The organism is Pseudoalteromonas sp. SCSIO 43095, assembly GCF_023650455.1.
In the GTDB taxonomy this organism is placed as follows: Bacteria; Pseudomonadota; Gammaproteobacteria; order Enterobacterales; family Alteromonadaceae; genus Pseudoalteromonas; species Pseudoalteromonas tetraodonis.
In genome coordinates, this window is record NZ_CP087995.1 from 953,079 (window position 1) to 975,692 (window position 22,614).

18 protein-coding genes and 2 pseudogenes are annotated in these 22,614 nt (G+C 40.9%); 16 read left to right on the forward strand and 4 right to left on the reverse strand.

Annotated elements, in window-relative coordinates; all coding sequences use genetic code 11:
- The first annotated feature begins 8 nt into the window (after positions 1–8).
- From kdsA to rlmM, 5 genes are all read left to right on the forward strand, one after another.
- Positions 9–863: a 3-deoxy-8-phosphooctulonate synthase gene (kdsA, locus tag LOC50_RS04540; RefSeq protein WP_036982082.1), complete on the forward strand. Its 855-nt coding sequence runs from the start codon at positions 9–11 to the stop codon at positions 861–863.
- A 121-nt stretch (positions 864–984) separates the two neighbouring features.
- The gene (locus tag LOC50_RS04545; protein WP_013465321.1) at positions 985–1,881 is read left to right on the forward strand and encodes a transcriptional regulator GcvA; all 897 of its coding nucleotides are present in this window, start codon (positions 985–987) and stop codon (positions 1,879–1,881) included.
- Positions 1,881–2,537: an alpha/beta family hydrolase gene (locus LOC50_RS04550; RefSeq protein WP_250653695.1), complete on the forward strand. Its 657-nt coding sequence runs from the start codon at positions 1,881–1,883 to the stop codon at positions 2,535–2,537. Before LOC50_RS04545 ends, LOC50_RS04550 begins: the two co-directional genes overlap by 1 nt.
- Positions 2,530–2,898, forward strand: a complete 369-nt coding sequence (locus tag LOC50_RS04555) for a DUF423 domain-containing protein (protein WP_036982087.1) — start codon at positions 2,530–2,532, stop codon at positions 2,896–2,898. Before LOC50_RS04550 ends, LOC50_RS04555 begins: the two co-directional genes overlap by 8 nt.
- A 17-nt stretch (positions 2,899–2,915) precedes the next feature.
- A complete protein-coding gene (rlmM, locus tag LOC50_RS04560) occupies positions 2,916–4,001 on the forward strand; it encodes a 23S rRNA (cytidine(2498)-2'-O)-methyltransferase RlmM (RefSeq protein ID WP_069439967.1) in 1,086 nt (361 codons plus the stop codon).
- Between the two features lie 46 nt (positions 4,002–4,047).
- Here the strand turns inward: rlmM and cysZ are convergent, their stop codons facing one another.
- Positions 4,048–4,758, reverse strand: coding sequence for a sulfate transporter CysZ (gene cysZ, locus LOC50_RS04565; RefSeq protein ID WP_502934584.1), 711 nt, complete (start codon positions 4,756–4,758; stop codon positions 4,048–4,050).
- A 323-nt stretch (positions 4,759–5,081) separates the two neighbouring features.
- Here cysZ and LOC50_RS04570 point away from each other — a divergent pair, with 323 nt between their 5' ends.
- From LOC50_RS04570 to speB, 5 genes are all read left to right on the forward strand, one after another.
- A complete protein-coding gene (locus tag LOC50_RS04570) occupies positions 5,082–7,325 on the forward strand; it encodes a putative bifunctional diguanylate cyclase/phosphodiesterase (protein ID WP_250653697.1) in 2,244 nt (747 codons plus the stop codon).
- A gap of 407 nt (positions 7,326–7,732) precedes the next feature.
- On the forward strand, positions 7,733–9,292 hold the full coding sequence (locus LOC50_RS04575; RefSeq protein WP_250653698.1) for a BCCT family transporter: 1,560 nt from the start codon (positions 7,733–7,735) through the stop codon (positions 9,290–9,292).
- Positions 9,293–9,477: 185 nt separating this feature from the next.
- Entirely contained in the window at positions 9,478–9,936 is a 459-nt protein-coding gene (locus LOC50_RS04580; protein WP_008467955.1) for a GNAT family N-acetyltransferase, read from the forward strand.
- 144 nt (positions 9,937–10,080) lie between these two features.
- On the forward strand, positions 10,081–11,994 hold the full coding sequence (speA, locus tag LOC50_RS04585) for a biosynthetic arginine decarboxylase (RefSeq protein WP_250653699.1): 1,914 nt from the start codon (positions 10,081–10,083) through the stop codon (positions 11,992–11,994).
- Between the two features lie 3 nt (positions 11,995–11,997).
- The gene (speB, locus tag LOC50_RS04590) at positions 11,998–12,921 is read left to right on the forward strand and encodes an agmatinase (RefSeq protein WP_036982103.1); all 924 of its coding nucleotides are present in this window, start codon (positions 11,998–12,000) and stop codon (positions 12,919–12,921) included.
- A 65-nt stretch (positions 12,922–12,986) separates the two neighbouring features.
- Here the strand turns inward: speB and LOC50_RS04595 are convergent, their stop codons facing one another.
- From LOC50_RS04595 to LOC50_RS04610, 3 genes and pseudogenes are all read right to left on the reverse strand, one after another.
- Positions 12,987–13,277 (reverse strand): hypothetical protein, encoded by a 291-nt coding sequence (locus tag LOC50_RS04595; protein ID WP_250653700.1) that lies wholly within the window; start codon positions 13,275–13,277, stop codon positions 12,987–12,989.
- Positions 13,277–13,745 (reverse strand): annotated as a pseudogene (locus LOC50_RS17425) (M48 family metallopeptidase); the annotation flags it as partial. The gene LOC50_RS04595 and the pseudogene LOC50_RS17425, both read right to left, overlap by 1 nt.
- Positions 13,746–13,782: 37 nt before the next feature.
- A pseudogene (locus LOC50_RS04610) lies at positions 13,783–14,223 on the reverse strand (DUF898 family protein); the annotation flags it as partial.
- Between the two features lie 170 nt (positions 14,224–14,393).
- Here LOC50_RS04610 and LOC50_RS04615 point away from each other — a divergent pair.
- From LOC50_RS04615 to LOC50_RS04640, 6 genes are all read left to right on the forward strand, one after another.
- The gene (locus tag LOC50_RS04615; RefSeq protein ID WP_138627154.1) at positions 14,394–15,125 is read left to right on the forward strand and encodes a TrmH family RNA methyltransferase; all 732 of its coding nucleotides are present in this window, start codon (positions 14,394–14,396) and stop codon (positions 15,123–15,125) included.
- Positions 15,126–15,453: 328 nt separating this feature from the next.
- Complete coding sequence (locus LOC50_RS04620; protein ID WP_250653703.1) at positions 15,454–18,855, forward strand: chromosome segregation SMC family protein; 3,402 nt, start codon at positions 15,454–15,456, stop codon at positions 18,853–18,855.
- Between the two features lie 73 nt (positions 18,856–18,928).
- Positions 18,929–19,675: a cell division protein ZipA gene (gene zipA, locus LOC50_RS04625; RefSeq protein WP_069439976.1), complete on the forward strand. Its 747-nt coding sequence runs from the start codon at positions 18,929–18,931 to the stop codon at positions 19,673–19,675.
- Positions 19,676–19,753: 78 nt separating this feature from the next.
- Positions 19,754–21,775: an NAD-dependent DNA ligase LigA gene (ligA, locus tag LOC50_RS04630; protein WP_250653704.1), complete on the forward strand. Its 2,022-nt coding sequence runs from the start codon at positions 19,754–19,756 to the stop codon at positions 21,773–21,775.
- Positions 21,768–22,112: a DUF3392 family protein gene (locus LOC50_RS04635; RefSeq protein WP_250653705.1), complete on the forward strand. Its 345-nt coding sequence runs from the start codon at positions 21,768–21,770 to the stop codon at positions 22,110–22,112. The genes ligA and LOC50_RS04635 overlap by 8 nt, the downstream gene beginning before the upstream one ends.
- A complete protein-coding gene (locus LOC50_RS04640) occupies positions 22,109–22,609 on the forward strand; it encodes a DUF2919 domain-containing protein (RefSeq protein WP_069439979.1) in 501 nt (166 codons plus the stop codon). Before LOC50_RS04635 ends, LOC50_RS04640 begins: the two co-directional genes overlap by 4 nt.
- The last annotated feature ends 5 nt before the right edge of the window (positions 22,610–22,614 follow it).

A 22,614-nucleotide genomic window follows, 5' to 3' on the forward strand; every position in this document is an offset into this window, starting at 1 on the left:
GAATTAAAATGAACAACCAAGTTATTAATATCAATGAAATAGAACTGGCAAATAATAAACCTTTTGTTTTATTTGGTGGCATGAATGTGCTTGAATCACGAGACTTAGCGATGCGTATTGCCGAGCATTATGTTGAAGTGACCACTAAATTAAATATTCCTTATGTATTCAAAGCATCATTTGATAAAGCCAATCGCTCGTCCATCAATTCTTATCGTGGTCCAGGCATGGAAGAAGGCTTAAAGATATTTGAAGAGATTAAAAATACCTTTAATATTGCGCTTATCACCGATGTGCATGAACCTCATCAGGCAGCACCGGTTGCAGAGGTTGTTGATGTTATTCAGCTACCGGCGTTTTTGGCTCGTCAAACAGACTTGGTGGTTGCAATGGCTAAAACAGGCGCGATTATTAATGTGAAAAAGCCACAGTTTTTAGCCCCACATGAAATGCGTCATATCATTACTAAATTTAATGAAGCCGGAAATAATAATGTAGCCTTGTGTGAACGTGGTTCAAGCTTTGGTTACAACAACCTAGTGGTTGATATGCTGGGCATGGATGATATGAAAACCATGGCTCCCGTTATCTTTGATGCCACTCATGCGCTGCAGCGTCCTGGCGGTCGAGCTGATTCAGCCGATGGTCGTCGTGCTCAAGCAGCAGAACTTGCCCGTAGCGGTATGGCACTGGGTATTGCAGGCTTATTTATTGAAGCACACCCCAATCCAAATGAAGCAAAATGTGATGGCCCCTGTGCATTAGCATTGAGCAAGTTAGAAGGGTACTTATCGCAAATGAAAGCGGTTGATGATCTAATCAAAAGCTTTGCTCCCCTTGATACCAGTGCTAGTGATTTATAAAGAAGTGATTAACTCATTAAAAAGCGACTTAGGTCGCTTTTTTTGTGGCTTGAATATACTCTTTCCCAGCATAGGTATATAATTCACCGCATAAGAAAAACTAATTCTAAGCTTGGTTGCCATGTCAAGACGAGTTCCTCCATTAAACGCGCTGAAAGCTTTTGAAGCTGCAGCACGTCATTTAAGCTTTACTAAAGCCGCAGAAGAGTTGTATGTCACGCAAGCTGCGGTGAGTCATCAAATAAAAACGCTTGAAGAGCATTTAGGCTTAAAGCTGTTTTTACGTAAAAATCGCTCGTTATTATTAACCGAAGAAGGCCAAGGTTATTTTTTAGATATTAAAGAAATTTTTACTCAGCTAATAGATGCAACTGAAAAGCTACTAGCCCGTGGTGCCAAAGGCTCGTTAACCGTAAGTTTAACCCCCAGTTTTGCGATTCAATGGCTTATTCCTCGATTGAGCTTATTTAACGAATTACACCCAGAAATTGATGTGCGAATTAAAGCCCAAGATCAGGATGAAAACTCGTTAACAGACGATGTTGATATCTCAATTTATTATGGTCGCGGTCATTGGAGTGGGGTGCAAGCCTATAAACTGCACACTGAGTATTTAGTGCCGTTATGTAGCCCATTACTGTTAAATGGCCCCAGAGCGCTTAACCAACCCAGTGATTTAGCAAACCATACCTTGCTACATGACACCACCCGTAAAAACTGGAAAACCTGGATGAAAACCGCCGGCGTACGTAATGTACAAGTTAACCAAGGACCTATATTTAGTCATTCATCTATGGTGTTACAAGCTGCGGTACATGGCCAAGGTGTTGCAATTGGTAACAGCGTACTAGCAAAACCAGATATTGATGCCGGACGTTTAGTGATCCCGTTCAATCACAGCTTAGAGAGTAAGAATGCCTATTACTTAGTGATCCGTGAGTCACAAAATGAGTTAGGCAAAATTGTATCGTTTAAAGACTGGATGTTAAGTTTAGTTGAGCAGGAGCAAGAATATTAATGAGCATCGAATGGGTTAGAAGTAGTCAGCAACCGGCAATCGCACAGTTTATATTTGCTCATGGCGCAGGGGCTGGCAGGGATTCTGAGTTTATGCAAATCATGGCTAAACATCTCAGTGAGTACGGTATTGACGTTGGCTTGTTTGATTTTGAATATATGCAAATTGCTAAACAAACTAACAAACGTCGCCCACCAGATCGAGCGCCTAAACTACTTACTTATTTTGAACATATAGTGACTCAAGCTGATGCAAATTTACCGCTATTTATAGGGGGTAAATCAATGGGCGGGCGCATGGCATCGATGCTTGCCTGTTCGACCTCTCATCCTGTTTTAGGTGTGCTTGCGTTTGGTTATCCGTTTCATCCTCCGGGCAAGCCAGAAAAACTGCGTACAGATCATTTTGCAGACATACCGTGTCCTTTTTTAGTATTACAAGGGGAAAGGGATACCTTTGGCACCCGCGAAGAGCTTGCCACAATGGTCATGCCAAAGCAGCCAAAGTATATATGGTTAACGGATGGTGACCACTCACTAAAACCGCGTAAAAAAAGTGGCGTGACTGAGCAGGAAAACCTGAATGCTGCAGCAATACAGGCAGCAAGCTTTATAAAGAATACGCTTGAAAATTTAAAAGAGGATAAACATGATTAAACTATTTTTATTAGCAGGCAGCTTTTTTTGCATGCTTTCAGTGATACTGGGCGCATTTGCTGCTCATGGTCTGAAAGGTCGTTTATCAGAGTACTCCATTGGTATTTTTAAAACCGCCGCTGAGTATCAAATGGTACATGGGCTGGCGTTAATTGCAGTGGCTATTTTAATTAAGTGGGGTATGCACCTCAGCATGGCGGGTGGTTTTTTTATTGCTGGTACATTGTTATTTAGTGGCAGCTTATACTTATTGGCCTTAACAGGGTTGAAGTGGCTGGGCCCAATTACCCCCTTGGGTGGGCTGTGCTTTATTATTGGTTGGATAGTTATTTTAGTGCAAGTTGCACGATTTAAGTTTTAAAGAGTTTAAGGGTTAATATGTCTAGTGTTGTGATTTACTGTCGTAGTGGTTTTGAAAACGATGCCGCTGCTGAAATAACGTTTCACGCTGCCGAACAAGGATTTGCTGGGTATGTAAAAGCAAAACCAAATACCGGTTATGTTATTTATGAATGTTTTGAAACGCAGCACAGCGACGAAATAATCAAAAAAGTTGATTTTAAAAATATGGTATTTGCACGCCAATGGTTTGCCGGTAACCTAATTGAAAATATGCCCGTAGAAGATAGAGTAGGCGCTATTGTAGATGCTGCAAAAGATTTTACTTTGTGTTCTGAGCTGCGTGTCGAAACACCCGATACCAACGAGGGCAAAGAGTTACTGACTTTTTGTAAAAAAATATCAACTCCGCTTAAAAAAGCCCTTGAGAAACAAAACACCGTATTGCGTGAACCAAAAGCAAATCGCCCAGTAATGCATGTGCTGTTTTTAGCTAATAATACTGCGTATGTGGGTTACTCATATAGTTATAACAATTCTCCTTTTTTTATGGGGATCTTACGTTTACGTATGCCAAGCGATGGCCCAAGTCGTTCAACGCTTAAGTTAGATGAAGCGTTTAACGTGTTTATTCCTGAGCAAGAGCGTGAGTCGCGGGTACAAGCTGGGATGCGCAGCGTTGATTTAGGTGCATGCCCAGGTGGCTGGACTTATCAGTTAGTTCGCCGTGGTATGTTTGTTAGCGCGATAGATAACGGCCCAATGAATGAAAGTTTAATGGAAACGGGTCAAGTAAAGCATTTTAGAGAAGATGGTTTTAAATACCGTCCAGAAAAAAGAAACATCACTTGGTTGGTTTGCGATATGGTAGAAAAGCCGACTAAAGTGACTAACTTGATGATTGACTGGGCTGTAAACGCCTATGCAAAAGAGCTTATTTTTAATCTAAAATTACCAATGAAAAAACGCTTTGATAGTGTGTATGAATGTTTAAAAATGATCAGGGAAGAAATGGCGAAGTACGGCATAAGCTATGAACTTCAAGCAAAGCATTTATACCATGATCGTGAAGAAATAACGGTGCACTTAAATGTAACTAAAGTGCCACAGAGCTTATATAGTTAATATATTAGCGAGCATAAAAAATGGGCCAGGTGGCCCATTTTTTATTTTAACTACGGTATTGTGGTCGGTAATTTTCAACCCATAATCGTGTGGCACCACATACCGCCACAGGCATAACAATTAAATTTACAAATGGGATAGCGGTTAGCAGCATCACGGCAAAGCCAAACCCATAAGATAACCCTTGTTTGCTTTTTAAGTCATTTTTCATTTGTGTAAAGCTAATTTTGTGATTATCAAAAGCATAATCTTTATATTGCACCGCATGCATCCAGCAGGTAAAAAGCACCCATAGCACTTGGCCTATCACAGGTAGTACCCACAATAAAATAAAAAAGCCGATAGCGCGTGGGAGGTAGTAGCAAAGCTTAGTCCATTCCCGGCCCAGCATTCGCGGAACATCTTTAACTAAATCAGCTAATCCGTCGTCGTTAATTTTTTGACCAGTTAAATAAAGCTCTACCTTTTCACTTAGTAAGCCATTGAAAGGTGCGGCGATAAAGTTAGTAATAACGGTAAATAACATACTGTAAGTAAACAGCACCACCAGCACAGCAATTGGCCACATTAACCATTCGAGCCAACTTAGCCATTCTGGGAGCATGGCGGTTACGGCATTAAAGCCATCACTAAGCCAGCCAAATAAAAAGAATAAGGAGCTACCAAATAATAAAATATTAATAAGTAGGGGTATAAGTACAAAGCGTTTTAGCCCTTTTTGACTAATTAACTTAAACCCTGAAAAAAAATATTCCATACCTTGTGTTATTTGCACACTAACCTCATCGATTATTTATGTTTTAGCTATTATAAATAGCTTGATGATTTTAAACAGTACTTTTAAGTAACAAAGTATTTAATAAAGGGTATTTACAGATGGTATGTAAATAAATGATTTGTTGATAAGTACATTTCAAATCGCCACCTTGTATTGAATGGCAAACGCGCGTGAAATAGACGAAAATAGCATAGATGCTGATTTCAATATTATGTATAGTCAAAAGACTATTATAAATTATTATAAACAGGCCCTAAAATTGAGCGACGCATTTAGCGTTAGTGATTGTTGAGGAATATAATTTGATTGAAATAATGAGAGTCAGAAAGCTGCTTTCTCAGCAACAAAGTATATTATCGAAAATAGCACTCGGTGCGCCACTTGATGAGGTACTGGAAAATATTTGTTTATCTATTGAGGAGCTTATTGAAGACTCCTCTGCAAAGTGCTCTATATTAACGCTCAAAGGAGAACAGCTATTTCATAGTGCGGCGCCTAATATTGCACAGGGTTACTGCCAAGCAATTAATGGCGTGAAAATAGGGCCAACTGTCGGTTCATGCGGTACTGCAGCCTATGAAAAAAAACGTATTATTGCCGCAGATATTACAACATCGCCATTATGGGATGATTATAGAGCAATGGCGTTAAGTTATGGTTTAAGGTCATGTTGGTCTACCCCTATTATTTCAACAAAATCAGACATATTAGGCACTTTTGCAATTTATCATGACAGTGCCAAGTCACCGACACCACAAGATTTAGAGTTAATAGACTTTTTTGTTGATTTCACCAGTATTGCTTTAGAAAAGCACACCGAGTCACTAAGATTAAACGCGTTGCTTTTTGAATTACAGCAAAGTAATGAAAAGTTTAAAGCCTTCGCAAAAGTACTTCCCGATCTAACTCTTATTTTGAGTGAAGAAGGGGAGTATACCAACGTTTACGGCACTACTAATGAAAGTTTATATTTAAGCCAAGAGCATGTGATTAATCGTAATGTCAGAGATATTATGCCTCCTGAAGATGCAAATCCTATTATGGAGGTAATTGCCAAAACGCTGCAAACTAATGAAGTTCAAGTGTTTGAATATCAGCTCAATATAAAAGGTAAGCAACTTACATTTGAAGGGCGAACAGCTCCCCTTGAAAGTTACCAGCCTAATAACCCGTCACTGAGACATGTGGTGTGGATGGCCAGAGATATCTCTAATCGCAAAGCTGCCGAAGAAGAAGTACAACGGTTAGCATTTTTTGATCCGCTTACAAACCTTCCTAATCGCAGAATGCTCAATGATAGGCTCAGTATGTATGTGGAGCGAATTAAGCAGTCTGATCACACGGGCGCACTCTTATTTTTAGATTTAGATAATTTTAAACGCATAAATGACTCACTAGGTCATAATGCAGGCGATGAAATACTGGTTGAGTTATCACAGCGATTAACAGCTATTTTGAACCCGGCAGATACCCTCGCACGAGTCGGTGGTGATGAATTTATTATTCTTATCGAGCATGTCGGTGATAGCCATAAGCAAGCTAATAGTGAATCTGAGTTGATTGCTAAAAAAGTACAAAGTGTCTTTTATGAAAAATTTGAAGTGGGCGATTTAGCGTTTCAGGTCAGTTGTAGTATTGGTATTTGTTTGATTAACACGAGCAATGCCATAACCGCTAATATTTTAAAATTTGCAGATACCGCTATGTATCTCTCTAAAATGAAAGGCGGTAATAGTAGTAGCTTTTACGACCCCGCACTGCAAACCTTACTGGAAAATCAAACTGAGCTTGAAACTGACATTGTCAGGGCTATCGCGTGCGATGAGTTTTGTGCTTATTTTCAGCCACAATTAGCAATTGATGGAACCCTTGTGGGTGCTGAGGCATTAATAAGATGGAATCATCCAACCAAAGGACTTATCCCCCCTAATGCATTTATTCCAATTGCCGAGCAATTTGGCTTAATTCAAAAGTTACAAAATATTGTATTAAGAGATATTTGTATTTTACTTGAAACACTTCGAGATAATAACTTACTCGATGACAGTTTTAGCGTATCAATTAACATTAGCCAGTGTCAGTTTAATTCTTCCACTTTAAAAGGTGAGCTATTTAAAGCAATTGAAGCGTTTGACGTCTCGCCAACTCGAATTAAATTAGAGATCACTGAATCAATGTTAGCGGGTGACTTGATGGGGACCGTAAAGCAAATGGAAGAATTAAAATCGCATGGATTTGTGTTTTCAATTGATGACTTTGGTACGGGCTACTCGTGTTTAAAACATTTAAGCGTGTTTCCTATTGATGAGTTAAAAATTGATAAAAGCTTTATTGATAAAGTGCTCAATAGCGCATCGGGTCAAAGTATTGTGCAATCTATTATTGGCTTAGGTCATAGCTTAAATATTAACATTGTGGCCGAAGGGGTCGAAAGTGCTGAGCAACTAAGAATATTAAAGTCGATGGGCGTGAATGCAGTGCAAGGTTATTTATTTGCAAAACCATTAACCCACAGCAACTATTTAACATGGCATAAACAGCATTAATAACCCCGTATTTATCACTAACTGAGGCGACAGGTTTAGTTGCCCTAATCGATAAGCCGCGTTGTTTGCGTACCCACTGCGCAGTAACGTTTAATAACGTACCGCGCTTTTGCTAAAGCAAAAATGTATATTTTTTGTTTGTTTGATACCGTGATGTAATTTATTTTTTATTATTGTGTAACTACTACACAAATCATTCCTGAGGCATTGGTTTAGCGTTTTTAACGCGTTAAACTAGTCAGGAATTGGCAATAAGTCTACTTGTTGTGACATTACCTAAACGTGAACATAACAAGTACTTAAAACTCGCTTTTGAGTTGCTTTGTCGTTTGTTGAAACTAGGGTTTAGTGTGATGTCATGGTATGTCGCTATGTCGGTAACTTTAAAGAACCATTAGGAGCGATAAATGAATACCACTAAAGCAACTTTAAAGTCGGGTGAAACACATTCTTCCCGAGTTAAGTTTCTGGATGGGGTTGATATACCCGTATTTTTAATCAGTGGCGGTATATTAGTTTTATTTGCCGCGCTGGCACTGTACGACATAAAACTGATGTCGGATTGGATAAACTCTGCCTTTGCCTTTTCCACTAAAATCTTTGGCGCCTTTTGGCAAGTTCTGCTGTTATTAACCTTTGTGATAGGTATATTTTTGGCCGTAGGCCGCACCGGTTCAGTGGTGCTCGGCGGTTTAAAAACCCCTGAAATATCTACCTTCAAATGGATCAGTATAATTATGTGCACTTTGCTTGCTGGTGGCGGCGTATTTTGGGCCGCAGCAGAGCCAATGGCACATTTTATTTCTCCGCCACCGCTATTTGGTGGTGAAACAGGCACTAACGATGCCGCTTATAACGCCCTTGCACAAAGCTTTATGCACTGGGGGTTTTTAGCTTGGGCTATTTTAGGTAGTTTGACCGGCATTGTTTATATGCATCTTCATTACGAAAAAGGCTTACCGCTTAAACCTCGTACTTTGCTTTACCCCGTATTTGGCGATCGCGCAATGAAAGGGGCGCTTGGTACTATTGTTGATGCATGTTGTGTACTCGCTGTGGTTGCTGGCACTGTGGGTCCTATTGGTTTTTTAGGCTTACAAGTGAGTTTTGGCCTAGATAAATTGTTTGCCATTCCTGATACCTACACCACGCAGGTGGTTATTTTATTTAGCTTAATTGGAATTTACACACTTTCAGCGGTAAGTGGGGTTACCAAAGGTATTCAACTACTAAGCCGTTTTAATGTTGTACTGGCAGTGTTGCTGATGTTGTTTATATTACTAATGGGGCCAACTGCGTTTATTATCGACAGTTACATTCATTCCTTTGGTTTGTATTTAGATAACTTTATTCCTATGGCTACATTTCGTGCCGATAAACCGTGGCTAGACTGGTGGACTGTATTCTTTTGGGGCTGGTTTTTAGGTTATGGCCCATTAATGGCTATGTTCGTTGCACGTATATCCCGTGGACGTACTATTCGTGAAATGATTTTACTTATTTCTGTGGTTGCGCCAGTGATCACCTGCTTTTGGTTTACTATTGTGGGTGGCTCAGGCATCTTTTTTGAGTTAAATAATCCCGGCGTTATATCAGAGCCTTTTGCTGGGCTTAATTTACCAGCGGCATTGTTAGCCATTACTGAGCAGTTACCCATGGGGTTTGTTGTGTCAGTATTATTTTTAGTACTGACCACTATTTTTGTGGCAACAACCGGTGACTCAATGACGTACTCGGTATCTATGGTGATGACAGGTACCGATCATCCGCAAACATCAATTCGAGTGTTTTGGGGGATTATGATGGGGGTAATGGCTGCATTACTCATCTCTATTGGCGAGGGCGGAATTTCAGCCTTGCAGTCGTTTATTGTGGTCACTGCGGTGCCAGTTTCGTTTGTGTTACTACCGTCACTGTGGACGGCACCACAAATAGTTAAGAAAATGGCAGACGAACAAGGACTTTAATAATTGATAAAGAGCGCTAATAAGCGCTCTTTTTCTGGGTACATCATATTCTCACCTTGTTATTGAGCTATTTATTATCCTAGCAATAAACTAACCCACTAAAAATAACTTAGCCTAAGTAGGTTGTTCATTCCTATCGATACGGTATAGTTTAGATATATTTAAGCATAACCTTGAGATAAACCATGCAGTTAGTCGACTTAGACCCTTGTGATCAGGATGTGATCAACGTGTTTGCAGATATAGATCGACTTATTAGCTCATTATATCCTGTAGCAACTTCACAAGCGCTTACAGTTAATGAGCTTGGTTTACCGGGCGTTTACGCTGTAGGTTTAAAAAATCAAGACGGAATAGTTGCCTGTGGCGCAATAGTAAAGCAATTTGATGGTAGCTGGTATGGCGAAATTAGACGGCTTTACGTAAAACCTAGCTATCGCGGAAAAGGCTTATCGCGGCGTATTATGCAAATTTTATTGCACTATGCAGGCGAAGAAGAAATCCCAATCATAAAACTAGAAACAGGACCAAAGCAAATACAATCAATCCATCTTTATGAGAATTTAGGGTTTGTGCAATGTGCCCCTTTTGGTGAATACACAGAAAACCCAAATAGCTTATTTATGGAGCTTGCGCTCAGCTAATATTGCTTTGTTTGAAGCTTTTATTTATTAATTTCAATCCTAACTCGTTACGAGTAGAAATACTTGTTGGACATGAATCACTATTTTTCTTTTAATGCGCGGCAACTAGCCGGTTTGGCATTCATAAATAAAAGAGAAAGATAAATGAAAGAGACAACATCACTTGAACAAGCTCGTACGAGCTACAACGTTCGTCATTGGAGCCAAGGTTTTTTTGGTATTAATGATCAAGGTGATGTGTATGTTGCGCCCAAGGCTGATGCCCCACAGCAAACCATTGCATTAACAGACATTGCTAAGCAGCTTGAAGACAAAGGTTTAAGCTTGCCAGCACTTGTTCGTTTTCCACAAATTTTACATCATCGCGTGCATAGCCTATGTGGTGCATTTAATACTGCTATAGAAAGCTATGGTTACCCAAAAGACTATTTATTAGTTTATCCAATTAAAGTAAATCAACAGCGCGAAGTTGTTGAAGAAATTGTTGCCAGCCAAGCGCAAGTAGAAAAAAAACAGCTAGGTTTAGAGGCCGGTAGCAAGCCAGAGTTATTAACTGTATTAGCACTGGCAGAAAAAACCAGTGCGGTGATTGTATGTAATGGCTACAAAGATAAAGAATATGTGCGCTTAGCGCTGATTGGCGAGAAGCTGGGTCATAAAGTGTATATCGTACTTGAGAAATTGTCTGAGCTGGATATGGTGCTTAGCCAAGCCAAAGAACTTAACGTAAAACCGCGTATTGGTATTCGTGTGCGTTTAGCCTCGCAAGGCAAAGGTAAATGGCAAGCAAGTGGCGGAGAAAAATCTAAGTTTGGGTTGTCTGCTTCACAAGTGCTGTATGTAGTAAACCGCTTAAAAGAAACAGATCAGCTTGATTTAGTACAGCTTGTGCATTTTCACTTAGGGTCGCAAATGGCCAATATTCGTGATGTACGCTTAGGTGTAAGTGAAGCTGCACGTTTTTATTGTGAACTACGCAAGTTGGGCGCGCACATAGAGTGCCTTGATGTAGGGGGCGGTTTAGCGGTTGATTACGACGGCACACGCAGTCAATCACACAACTCAATGAACTACAGTTTAGCTGAATACGCAAATAATATTGTCTACACCATCGATGATATTTGTAAGCAGTATGAGCAGCCTTTTCCTACCATTATTTCAGAGTCGGGAAGAGCATTAACAGCGCATCACGCGGTACTAATTTCCAATGTAATTGGCACCGAAACGTATACACCGGAAGAAATCGAAGCGCCAGCTGATGATGCGCCGCAGTTACTTAAAAATATGTGGATTTCATGGCAACAATTACATGTGCTTACTGATGACCGTGCATTAATTGAGATTTTTCACGACAGCCAAGGTGATTTAGCTGAAGCGCATAGTCAGTTTGCGATGGGATTATTAGATTTAACTCAGCGTGCATGGGCAGAGCAAATAAACTTACGCGTGTGTTATGAACTTAATAAATTAATGGATAACAAAAACCGTTTTCATCGACCGATTATAGATGATCTGAATGCGCGTTTAGCGGACAAGTTTTTTGTCAATTTCTCATTGTTTCAGTCATTGCCTGACGCGTGGGGTATTGACCAAGTGTTTCCGGTATTGCCATTAAGTGGTTTAACGCAAGCTCCACAAAAACGGGCTGTGTTACTAGATATCACCTGTGACTCCGATGGCGCATTAGAGCATTATGTAGATGGTCAAGGTATTGAAAGTACGTTGCCAGTACCTGAGTTTACAGCAGATAAACCTTATTTAATGGGATTTTTCTTAGTAGGTGCCTATCAAGAAATTTTAGGCGATATGCATAACTTATTTGGTGATACGCACAGTGCTATTGTCAATATGGATGAGCAAGGTGTTGCTAGTATTACAGAAATTAATCATGGTGATACTGTGGCTGATATGATGCGTTATGTACATTTAGATGTTGAAGGTTTTCAGCAGTCATATGCGCAGTTAGTGAGTGCAAAAATTGCACCAAATGAACAGCAAAGCGTCCTCGACGAATTGCAAAGCGGCCTTGACGGCTACACTTATTTAGAAGAGTTATAAGCAATGTCTAGCTTGTTTGGTTGTGTTGACCACTCATTGTACTCAAACGGGATGACGTTTTTACGTCGTCCTATGGTACAAAACATTAATGCGATTGAGGCCGATGTAGTGGTACTGGGTTTACCGTTTGATTTAGCCACTTCAGGGCGCCCAGGTGCTCGATTAGGGCCAGATGCTATTCGCAGAGCGTCGGTACATTTAGCATGGGAAGATACTAAATATCCGTGGACATTTCCGTTGTTTGAGCGCTTGACCGTGGCGGATGCTGGCGATTTTACCTATCCGGTAGGTGACCCGGAATATTTTACCGCGCAACTAGAAATGGCGGCAGAGCAAATACTTCGCCAAGGTAAAACATTGCTAGGCTTGGGCGGCGATCATTTTGTAACCTTACCGCTATTGCGCGCGCATGCAAAAATTCATGGCAAAATGGCGTTAGTTCATTTCGATGCGCATACCGATACTTACAGTAACGGTTCGCGTTTTGATCACGGTACCATGTTTTATCATGCGCCAATGGAAGGGTTGATTGATGTTAATCACAGTATTCAGCTAGGCATTCGTACCGACTTTGATCAAAGCAAGCATGAGTTTGCAGTGATTGATGCTATGCAAGCCAATGATCTGCATGCAAATGATATTGCAGCTCAGATTATTGAGCGAGTGGGTGATTTACCGGTTTACTTAACCTTTGATATAGATTGTCTCGATCCGGCTTTTGCACCAGGTACGGGCACACCAGTGTGTGGTGGTTTAACTTCTGATAAGGTACTTAAAATCTTACGCGCACTCAAAGGCATTAATATGGTGGGGATGGATGTGGTTGAAGTATCCCCGTCTTATGACCAAAGTGAGCTTACCGCCATTGCTGCAGCAACAATTGCCAGTGAATTGCTACATTTGTGGGCACTTAAGCATAAATATTAATTTGTTTTAATGTAGCTTAAAAAGCGCCAATTTGGCGCTTTTTTTGTATAAAAATAAAAGTACGATTAAAACTGCATATCGTGTTTTTTAGCATAAATAAAAAATATTGGAATTTCGATTATGACGTAAGTTAAAAAAGTAAACCAAAACCAATTAACTTCAAATATTAACCAGCTAAATTGCACGCCCGAGTTGTAATAAAGGCTAGATGCAATTAATAGCGTAATGCCTGTTGCAAATAAATCTTGCACCGATACTTTTTTAAAGCTACTGCCTGCAAAGCGCGGATAAATAAATCCGTAGCCAAGCGTTATCATAATGATAACTAATAACAATAAACTCAGTTCAGGGGTCATTATGGTTTATATTGCCTCGCATATTCTATTCGTTCTTGAGAACTTGGGTGCGTTGATAAATACTTTAACCAAGTATCATCATAGCTCCCTTCTTGTGCTTTTAAATTATTTTCCAGTGCTTCAATTGCATCAGCAAAGTCGTGGTTAGAATAGCCTAATTTTAAAAGGTTTGTAATAGCATATTCATCGGCTTCTTGTTCCATATCTCGCGAAAACGCTTGTTGTAAAAAAGATGAACCAGAGCCAAGCACGACTTCTAATATACCATCTAAGTCACCAAAAATAACTGCAAATACAACGGTTGCTCACTGCAGCTTGTGCTGCAAGGCGAATGCTGTGATGGTGCTGAACATGACCAATTTCATGAAGTAAAACAGCACGCAGGGCATCAGAATCATTTTTTAATAGCTCAACAAGTTCGTCAGTTACAACAACCCGACCATTTGGAAGAGCAAACGCATTAGCTGCTGAATTTCTGTTTGCTTTTAGCAGCAAGTTGAGATGGCTCTAAGGCAAAGCGTACATTACGATGGCGAGTCATACGCATATTAAAACGCAGACCTTGGTTGATGATCCACGGCAATAAAAATAAAAAGCCAATAGCAAATAAAAGGCCTATCGTCGGTGCGAGGCTGCTAAGCAGGGTGTAAATTAAAAATACAATGACCGCTAAAATGCGGCCTTTTAGAATTTGTATAGGCGTAGCTAGATAGTCAAAGCTAAGGCCGTCGATACGCGTATGACCGTAAAAATAACGGTAGGTGCGTACTTTTGCTCATGCAGAATAAATTCCTAAAGTAATAATACTTAGCAGTATATTGACACTCAATATGCCAAAAAATTCGCCGCTTTTGCCGCTAAAATTTACTATACCACTAAAAATGGAAGAGGCAGTGAGTGGTGTAGGGGGATTTGTTTCATTTGAAGTTGGGTGTATTGATTCCATTAAAAAAAGTCCTTGTAATTTTTGTAAACTTACCCTTTTTAGAGAATAAAAACAATCTTTATGATTAGCTAGCTTATTGTAAGTAGGCTAATTTTATTGCTTTTAATGTTTATAGGGCTGCACTTTAAGTCACCTCTGGTATACTGTGCAGATAATTTAACGGGGCTGTCATGATTTCAAAAAACCAACTTAAACTTATTCGCCAGCTTGGCCAAAAAAAGTATCGCAAGCAATTTAATCAATACCTCGTACAAGGCGAAAAAAATGTACTGGAGTTATTAAATAGCCCATTAAAAGTAACCGATGTATTTGCAACGCAAAGTTTTATTGATAATAACCAAAGCGCATACCCTCAAACGCATTTTATTACAGCTGATGAAGAGCAGTTAACAAAGGTAAGTACTTTGGTCAGTAATAATGCGGCTATTGCCATTGTTGATATGCCAAGCACCACATTACCCGATGAAAACAGTTTAATATTAGCCTTAGATGGGGTATCTGATCCGGGTAATTTAGGTACCATCATTCGCGTGGCTGATTGGTACGGTATAAAACACATTGTTGCCAGCACCGACAGTGCCGATCCGTATAATCCAAAAACAATTAGCGCCACTATGGGGTCATTTGTTCGTGTATCGGTAAGCCAAGTTGATTTACCTAGCTATTTAACATCTTTGGATGTGCCTATTTATGGTGCATTTTTAGAGGGCGAGAATGTCCATCATTGCCAGTTTGCTGGAGAAGGGGTGTTATTAATGGGCAGCGAGTCACATGGCATACGCCAGCAGTGTGCCGCGCTTGTGAGTAATAAAATTACTATTCCCGCCTTTGGCGGTGCTGAATCGCTTAACGTGGCAATGGCAACGGGTATTATTTTAGATAACTTTAAACGCCAAGCTTAACCTTTTGCCTAAAAATAGGTTAAATTGTAACAACTTGGGTCTGTTAACCTTTGTGGATTATAATTTGTTCAAACTAGGGGCGGTTTAATCGCGGCGCGAGGTTTGTAACCTAGTGGGCTAAGTCAAAACCGAGTAACAAAGAGTAAATCGCCCCTAGGAAGAACCCTTCGGGCAGCGCCTGTTTGGCATTGATGCTGCGTTATCGCCTATTTATGGGGAATAACCACACCACATAGGCGCTGCCTTGCCTAAATACCAAACAGACTGCTGCAAATTTAATCTTAAAAGGTCAACAGACCCTAATAATAAAAATTGGTAAAACAACCAGATGCGCTTAAGCACTATAAAATTAGCGGGCTTTAAATCTTTTGTAGAGCCCACTAAAATTCCATTTCCAGATCAAATGACGTGTGTTGTCGGCCCTAATGGCTGTGGCAAATCAAACGTCATTGATGCGGTGCGATGGGTGCTTGGTGAAAGCTCAGCTAAAAATTTACGTGGCGATGCCATGACTGATGTCATTTTTAATGGCTCCACTAATCGCAAGCCCATTTCGCAAGCCTCTGTTGAACTCATATTTGATAATACCCAAGGTAAATTACCCAATACCTTTGCTGATCGTAGCCAAGTGGCTATTAAGCGTTTGGTGACTCGCGATGGCCAATCGCTGTACTTTTTAAATGGTAGCAAATGCCGCAAACGTGATATTACCGATATATTTTTAGGCACTGGGCTTGGGCCGCGTAGTTACGCCATTATAGAACAAGGGATGATCTCGCGTTTAATTGAGAGCAAACCGCAAGAGCTACGTATTTTTTTAGAAGAAGCCGCAGGGGTCTCTAAATACAAAGAGCGCCGCCGAGAAACACAAACACGCATAAAAAGCACCCGAGAAAACCTAGAGCGACTCCTCGATGTTCGCCAAGAGCTACAAAACCAGCTTGACAAACTGGCGGTACAATCGGTTGATGCTAAGAAATATCGCGAATTTAAAACCCAAGAACGCACTTTAAAGGGGCAAATAGCGGTATTAAAATGGCAAAAGCTGCATCAGCAACAAGTTGATAAAAGCGCACAAATAAAAAAACTGGATGAACAAATCAGCTTTTTTAAAACGGCGCATTCAGGCCATGATGATGTGCTGGCAAGTCTTGAAGCTCAAGTACAAGTTCAGCAAGATCAACTTAATGATGCACAGCAACAGCAGCACCATACGCATACCGAGTTGACTCGCAGTGAACAGCAGGCAATTAGTATTAAGCAACAAACGCTGTCACTGAAACAAAACTTAGCCAAGTTAGAGCAACAAAAAAACCAAAGTGAAGAAGTCAAAACGCAGCAACAAAGTCTCTGCCAAGAGTTAGATGACAGCTTACAACAGGCTGTAGAGCATAACTTAATGTGTAGCGATCAGGTTATAGAGCTTAGCGAAGAGGTTAATAGGCTGCTGGAGATTAAAAATGCCGACACATCACACTGGCAATCGCTAAAAGAAGATTATCAACAATTGCATAATCAGCAGTTAGCGCATACCAACGCAGTAAAACACACAGAACAAAAAATCAGTTATGTTAAGCAACAACTAACGCAGCTTGATGTGCAAATAGATGAGTTAAAACACAGTGAGATAGAGCAGCAATTAATTCAGCAACAGCAGCACAGACAGGCCTTGACTGAGCAGCTAGCGAAAGCGCAAACTGCTCATAGTAGAGGTCAAAGTGCTCAGGCAATACAGCAGCAACAGCTTGATGATACACAGCAAGATTGGCAGCATTTATTTCAGCAAGTAAATGAATTAAAAGCCGGTATAGCGGGGCTACAAACTACTCTTGGGCTTGAAAAAAGCAGCGATGAAAGTTTAACCTTATTTAAGCAGTTAACTGTTCAGTCGGGTTATGAGTTTTTAGTCGAGCAGGCGCTGTCATCACTTGAGCATATTCATATATCACAAGGTAAAGCAGAAAATAGCACGTGGGAAATTGCATCGCAGTCTGCAGCTAAGCACAGTATTGCCGCGTTTATTACCTCAGGCGTGTATCCTGAGTTATTAAATCATATTGCTTATGATGAAGCCGGCGATATAAGCGCACTTAACGACAATAGTTATATTGCGGTTATAGATAAGCAAGGGGCATTACACGGTCGAAACTGGCATGTAAGTGGCGATAAAAATACAGAAAATTCCTTATTATTAATGCACAAAAAACTCAAGCAGCAAGAAACCTTACTTGAGCAACAACAACAGGCATTGACGGACGCACACTCCACACTTGAAGAACATAAAACGCAGGCTGCATTAATAACCGAGCAGCAAAATGAGCGCAAAGATACTATTCACCAATTAGCACAACAACTTGCTGTAGCAACAACGCGTGGTGATATGCTTAAAGCGCAAGCTGATCAGCATCTGCAGCAGCTAACAAAATTACAACAACAGCGTCAGCCTCTGCTAGAGCAACAACAGCAGTTAAGCGAATTATTGAGCGAAGAGCTTGATAAAAATGAACAGCTTACACAGCAATTACAGGCCTTAGCTGAAGAGCTTAACCAAGCCGATAGCACACGCACAAATAGTGATGAGCGTTACAAACAAGCTTTGAGTAATGCTGAACAATATAAAACACTAGCGCATCAGGCAAACCTTAATGAGCAAAAAGCACGAAGTGAATGGCAGCTCAGTCAAACTAAACTTAGCCATGCTGTACAGGCGTTTACTAGTGCCGAAGAGGGTGCGCAAGAGCTAGTAGAGCAAATTGAGGCGTTACTTATTCCTGAGCAAGAGCTTGCACTAAGTATTGAACAATTATTAGTGCAGCACCAACAAGGCGAACAAACCCTTGCGGATTTACAACAACAGCTAGCTCAAGCAAAACAAGAATTACAAAACAAACAAGCGAGTTTAAAAACGTCACAAACTGAGCTGGTGGCATTACAAGAGCAACATCAAAAGCTGAGTATTGAAGAACAAAGCTTATTAATAAAAGCGCAAGCGGTACTTGAGCCACTTAGCGAGCTTAATCAAAATTTAAAACAGGTTTTAGCAGAGCTTCCTGCAGAGTTGTCATTAAATGCAGCGCAAAATCAACTTGCTGGAGTAAGTAATCAGCTAGAGCAATTAGGAGCCGTTAACCTTGCAGCCATTGATGAATTTGAACAAGCGAAGCAAAGAAGTGATTATTTAAATAATCAGCTGGACGATTTAACCCAAGCATTAACAGCTTTAGAAGGCGCTATTCATAAAATAGATCGTGAAACAAAAACGCGCTTTAAGTCTACGTTTGATCAGGTAAATCACGATTTTGGCCAGCTTTTCCCTAAGGTATTTGGCGGCGGCAGTGCTTACTTAGAATTAACCAGTGACGATTTACTCGAAAGTGGTGTTAGTATAATGGCAAGGCCACCAGGTAAAAAAAATTCGACAATTCATTTGTTAAGTGGTGGAGAAAAAGCGCTGAGCGCATTATCATTGGTGTTTTCTATATTCAGGCTCAATCCAGCTCCATTCTGTATGCTGGACGAGGTAGATGCCCCATTAGATGATGCCAATGTGGTTCGTTTTTGCCGATTGGTTGAAGAAATGTCACAATCTGTGCAGTTTATTTATATAAGCCATAATAAAATTGCAATGGAAATGGCGGGTAGATTAACGGGTGTAACCATGGCAGAGCCCGGCGTGTCGCGCATGGTTGCTGTAGATATTGAACAAGCGGTGCAACTTGCACATGCATAATTTTATAGTCATTTGCTAGTTGTTTTGGGTAAAATGATGGCAGTTAGGCATATTAATAATAAAAGGTGAGGGGATGGCCGAAGAATTAAGATGGGTTTTAATTGTGATCAGTGTGTTTGTCATTGGTGGCTTATTAATACACGGTTTGTGGTCAGTAAGAAAAAAAGAGAATGCTGAACTCCCTGCAAGCGAGCGAGTTGAACCTGTTCAAGAACAGCAGCCTTCATCTGTGCATACTGAGCCACAAGAGCCAACGTTAGCGCAACGAGAAGAGCCACAAATGAGTGAGTTAAACTTCAGCGCTGATGAGCCACAAATAGATGTTAGCCCTGCTGATACAGCTATTGAAGATGACCTTGAAGTGGTAACAGAAGAGGCTGTAGATACACAACAAGACGCCCCTAAAGATGTTGCAGACTTTGTTATTGTGCATATTCAAATGCCAGAAGGATTGACCATGCAAGGCAGTAAATTACTGCCAGCAGTTAACACGCTAGGTTTTAAGTATTCAGAAGAAGGCTTTTTTAATCGCCACCTAGACCCTGCAGGCCAAGGGCCGGTGTTATTTAGACTGGTAAATATGTATAACCCTGGTACATTCGATATTGATAATATGGAACAGTTTAGTACCGCAGGCGTGAGCTTATTTATGACGCTACCATGTGATGGCGATGGCCTTGCTGCGTTTAATATGCTGCACAGCGCCGCTAAAAAAATAGCGGATGAATTTGGTGCCGATATTTTAGATGCAGAGCGAAACGAAATGACGGTAGAGCGTATTCGTCAATATGTTGAGCAGGTTCGCGCATTTTCTGCGTAATATACGCATAAGTTAAATTTTGTAAGCCACTGGGCGTTCACTCGTCAAAGTGGCTTTTTTTATGTTTTTGAGGTCTACATGGCAAGCAGCATTAGTGAGCAAATTAATCATCTTCGTACCACGCTTGAGCAACACAATTATAGTTATCATGTGCTTGATACACCCAGCATACCCGATGCCGAATATGATCGCTTGTTACGTACATTGAGCGAATTAGAAACCCAGCACCCTGAGTTTTTAACCGCCGATTCACCTACTCAAAAAGTAGGTGGGGCGGCGCTTGCCAAGTTTGAGCAAGTAGCACATCAAGTGCCTATGTTGTCGCTTGATAACGCTTTTGGTGAAGACGAATTTAATGGTTTTAATCGTCGTATTAAAGAGCGTTTAATGAGCTCTGAAGAGCTTACATTTTGCTGTGAGCCTAAACTGGATGGCTTAGCGGTATCGATTATTTATCGCGATGGGGTACTAGTACAAGCTGCTACTCGTGGCGATGGTTTTACTGGCGAAAATATTACCCAAAATGTAAAAACAATTCGCAATGTGCCATTAAAGCTTCGCGGTGATGATTACCCGCGTGAGCTTGAAGTGCGCGGTGAGGTATTTATGGATAGCGCGGGCTTTGAAAAATTAAATGCAGAGGCAGAAAAGCGTGGTGATAAAGTTTTTGTAAACCCTCGTAATGCGGCGGCAGGAAGTTTACGCCAGCTCGACTCAAAAATTACCGCAAAACGCCCATTGATGTTTTATGCCTACAGCACCGGATTAGTTGCCGATGGCACCTTACCTGAAGATCACTACCAGCAACTTGCTAAGCTTACCGATTGGGGATTGCCCCTGTGCCCAGAAACCAAATTAGTTGAAGGCCCAAAGGCTGCGCTTGCTTATTACAATGACATTTTAACGCGTCGTAGCGAGCTAAAATATGAAATAGATGGCGTAGTAATAAAGGTAAATAAAAAAGCCTTACAAGAGCGCTTAGGCTTTGTAGCTCGTGCACCGCGTTGGGCTATTGCTTATAAGTTTCCGGCGCAAGAAGAAATAACGCAATTATTAGATGTTGAATTTCAAGTGGGTCGCACAGGGGCAATTACTCCTGTTGCGCGATTAGAGCCGGTATTTGTTGGGGGGGTTACGGTATCGAATGCAACGCTGCATAATGCTGATGAAATTGCCCGTTTAGGCGTTAAAGTGGGCGACACTGTGATTATTCGTCGCGCTGGGGATGTGATCCCACAAATTACCCAAGTAGTACTTGAGCAACGCCCAAGCGATGCAAAAGAGATTGTATTTCCAACTATGTGCCCCATTTGTGACTCGCATATTGAACGGGTTGAAGGTGAAGCGGTTGCACGTTGTACCGGTGGCTTAGTATGCCAAGCACAGCGTAAACAAGCGATTAAGCATTTTGCCTCACGTAAGGCTTTAGATATTGACGGCTTGGGCGACAAAATTGTTGATCAATTGGTTGATCGAGAGCTGATCAAAACCCCGGCTGATTTATTTATTTTAAAGCAGGGACACTTTGAGTCACTTGAACGAATGGGGCCTAAATCAGCTAAAAATTTAGTTGCCGCGCTTGATGATGCAAAAACGACTACCTTAGCAAAGTTTTTATATTCACTGGGTATTCGTGAAGTCGGTGAGGCAACCGCGCAAAACTTAGCTAATCATTTTTTAACGCTTGAAAACGTAATCGATGCCAGCATTGAACAGCTGATTGAAGTAAGCGATGTAGGTGAAATAGTGGCAAAGCACGTGCGTGGCTTTTTTACTGAAGAGCATAATTTAACCGTGGTAAACGAATTAATAGCCCAAGGCATTAACTGGCCACAGTTAACAGCGCCATCAGAGCAAGAACAGCCGCTAGCGGGTTTAACTTATGTGCTAACTGGGACGCTTAATACGCTTAATCGCAATGATGCGAAAGCGCGCCTACAACAATTAGGTGCTAAGGTATCTGGCAGTGTTTCAGCTAAAACGGATGCGCTAGTGGCGGGCGAAAAAGCCGGCTCTAAGCTAACTAAAGCGCAAGAACTCGGTATAGAAATACTGACAGAGGATGATTTAATTACTTTGTTAGAGACTCATAATGGCTAGTTTTACAAATATACTTAATACCTTGTTAATTGACCTAAGCAAGTGGCTACAAGGCTATTTGCCGCATTTATCATTACTTTTGATGGTGTGCTTAGTGTCGCTTTATGCGGATGACATTTTAAAGCTCACCAAAGGCGTGGTAGCTAGGCGTCACTTTATTATAAGGGTGGCATGTTTTGTGTTGATCACCGCGTTTGGGTTTGGTTTATTAGTGGTGTGGTTAAGCCCATTACTAACTAAAGCTTTGCTGTTTTTTGGTACTAAGTGGTTGGGGCTCACATTATTAGCTGCATTTTTTATTTTGGGCACTATTGCCGATAGGAAAAACCAGTTGTGAGCCGTTATGGACCTGAATACTGGGATAAATATGGCAGCTATCGTACGCCAATAGCGTTTCATTTGAGTATTTTGGTGTTACTGCGGGCCTATTTTATTTGGGTGATTGCCGCGCTGAGCCGTCGTCCTGAACTTGATCTAATGTCATTGTTTTTTAAATCAAAAAATGATTTTTTTATTGCCATAGCAATTGGTGCCGTGGCAATTGCACCCACTATTTTGTTTTGTTTACGCAGACCCAGAGACTCGCATCAAGCTACGAAACGGTTAGCGCGTATTTGGCGATACATGCGTTGGCCGCTTATTGCTTGCGCGCTAATAGACTTGTCGTGGTTAAGTATCCAGGCGGCCCATAGTCATTATCGCTTTTCACTGTTTTTAGCCATACAAATGGTGATTGTATTGTGGGTATTGTGGTATTTGGCAAAAAGTCGTTATTTAAGTGTTTTTTTTAGTGATTGGCCCGAGCCAACAGAAAAAGCAACCGATAAAAAGTAAGAGAT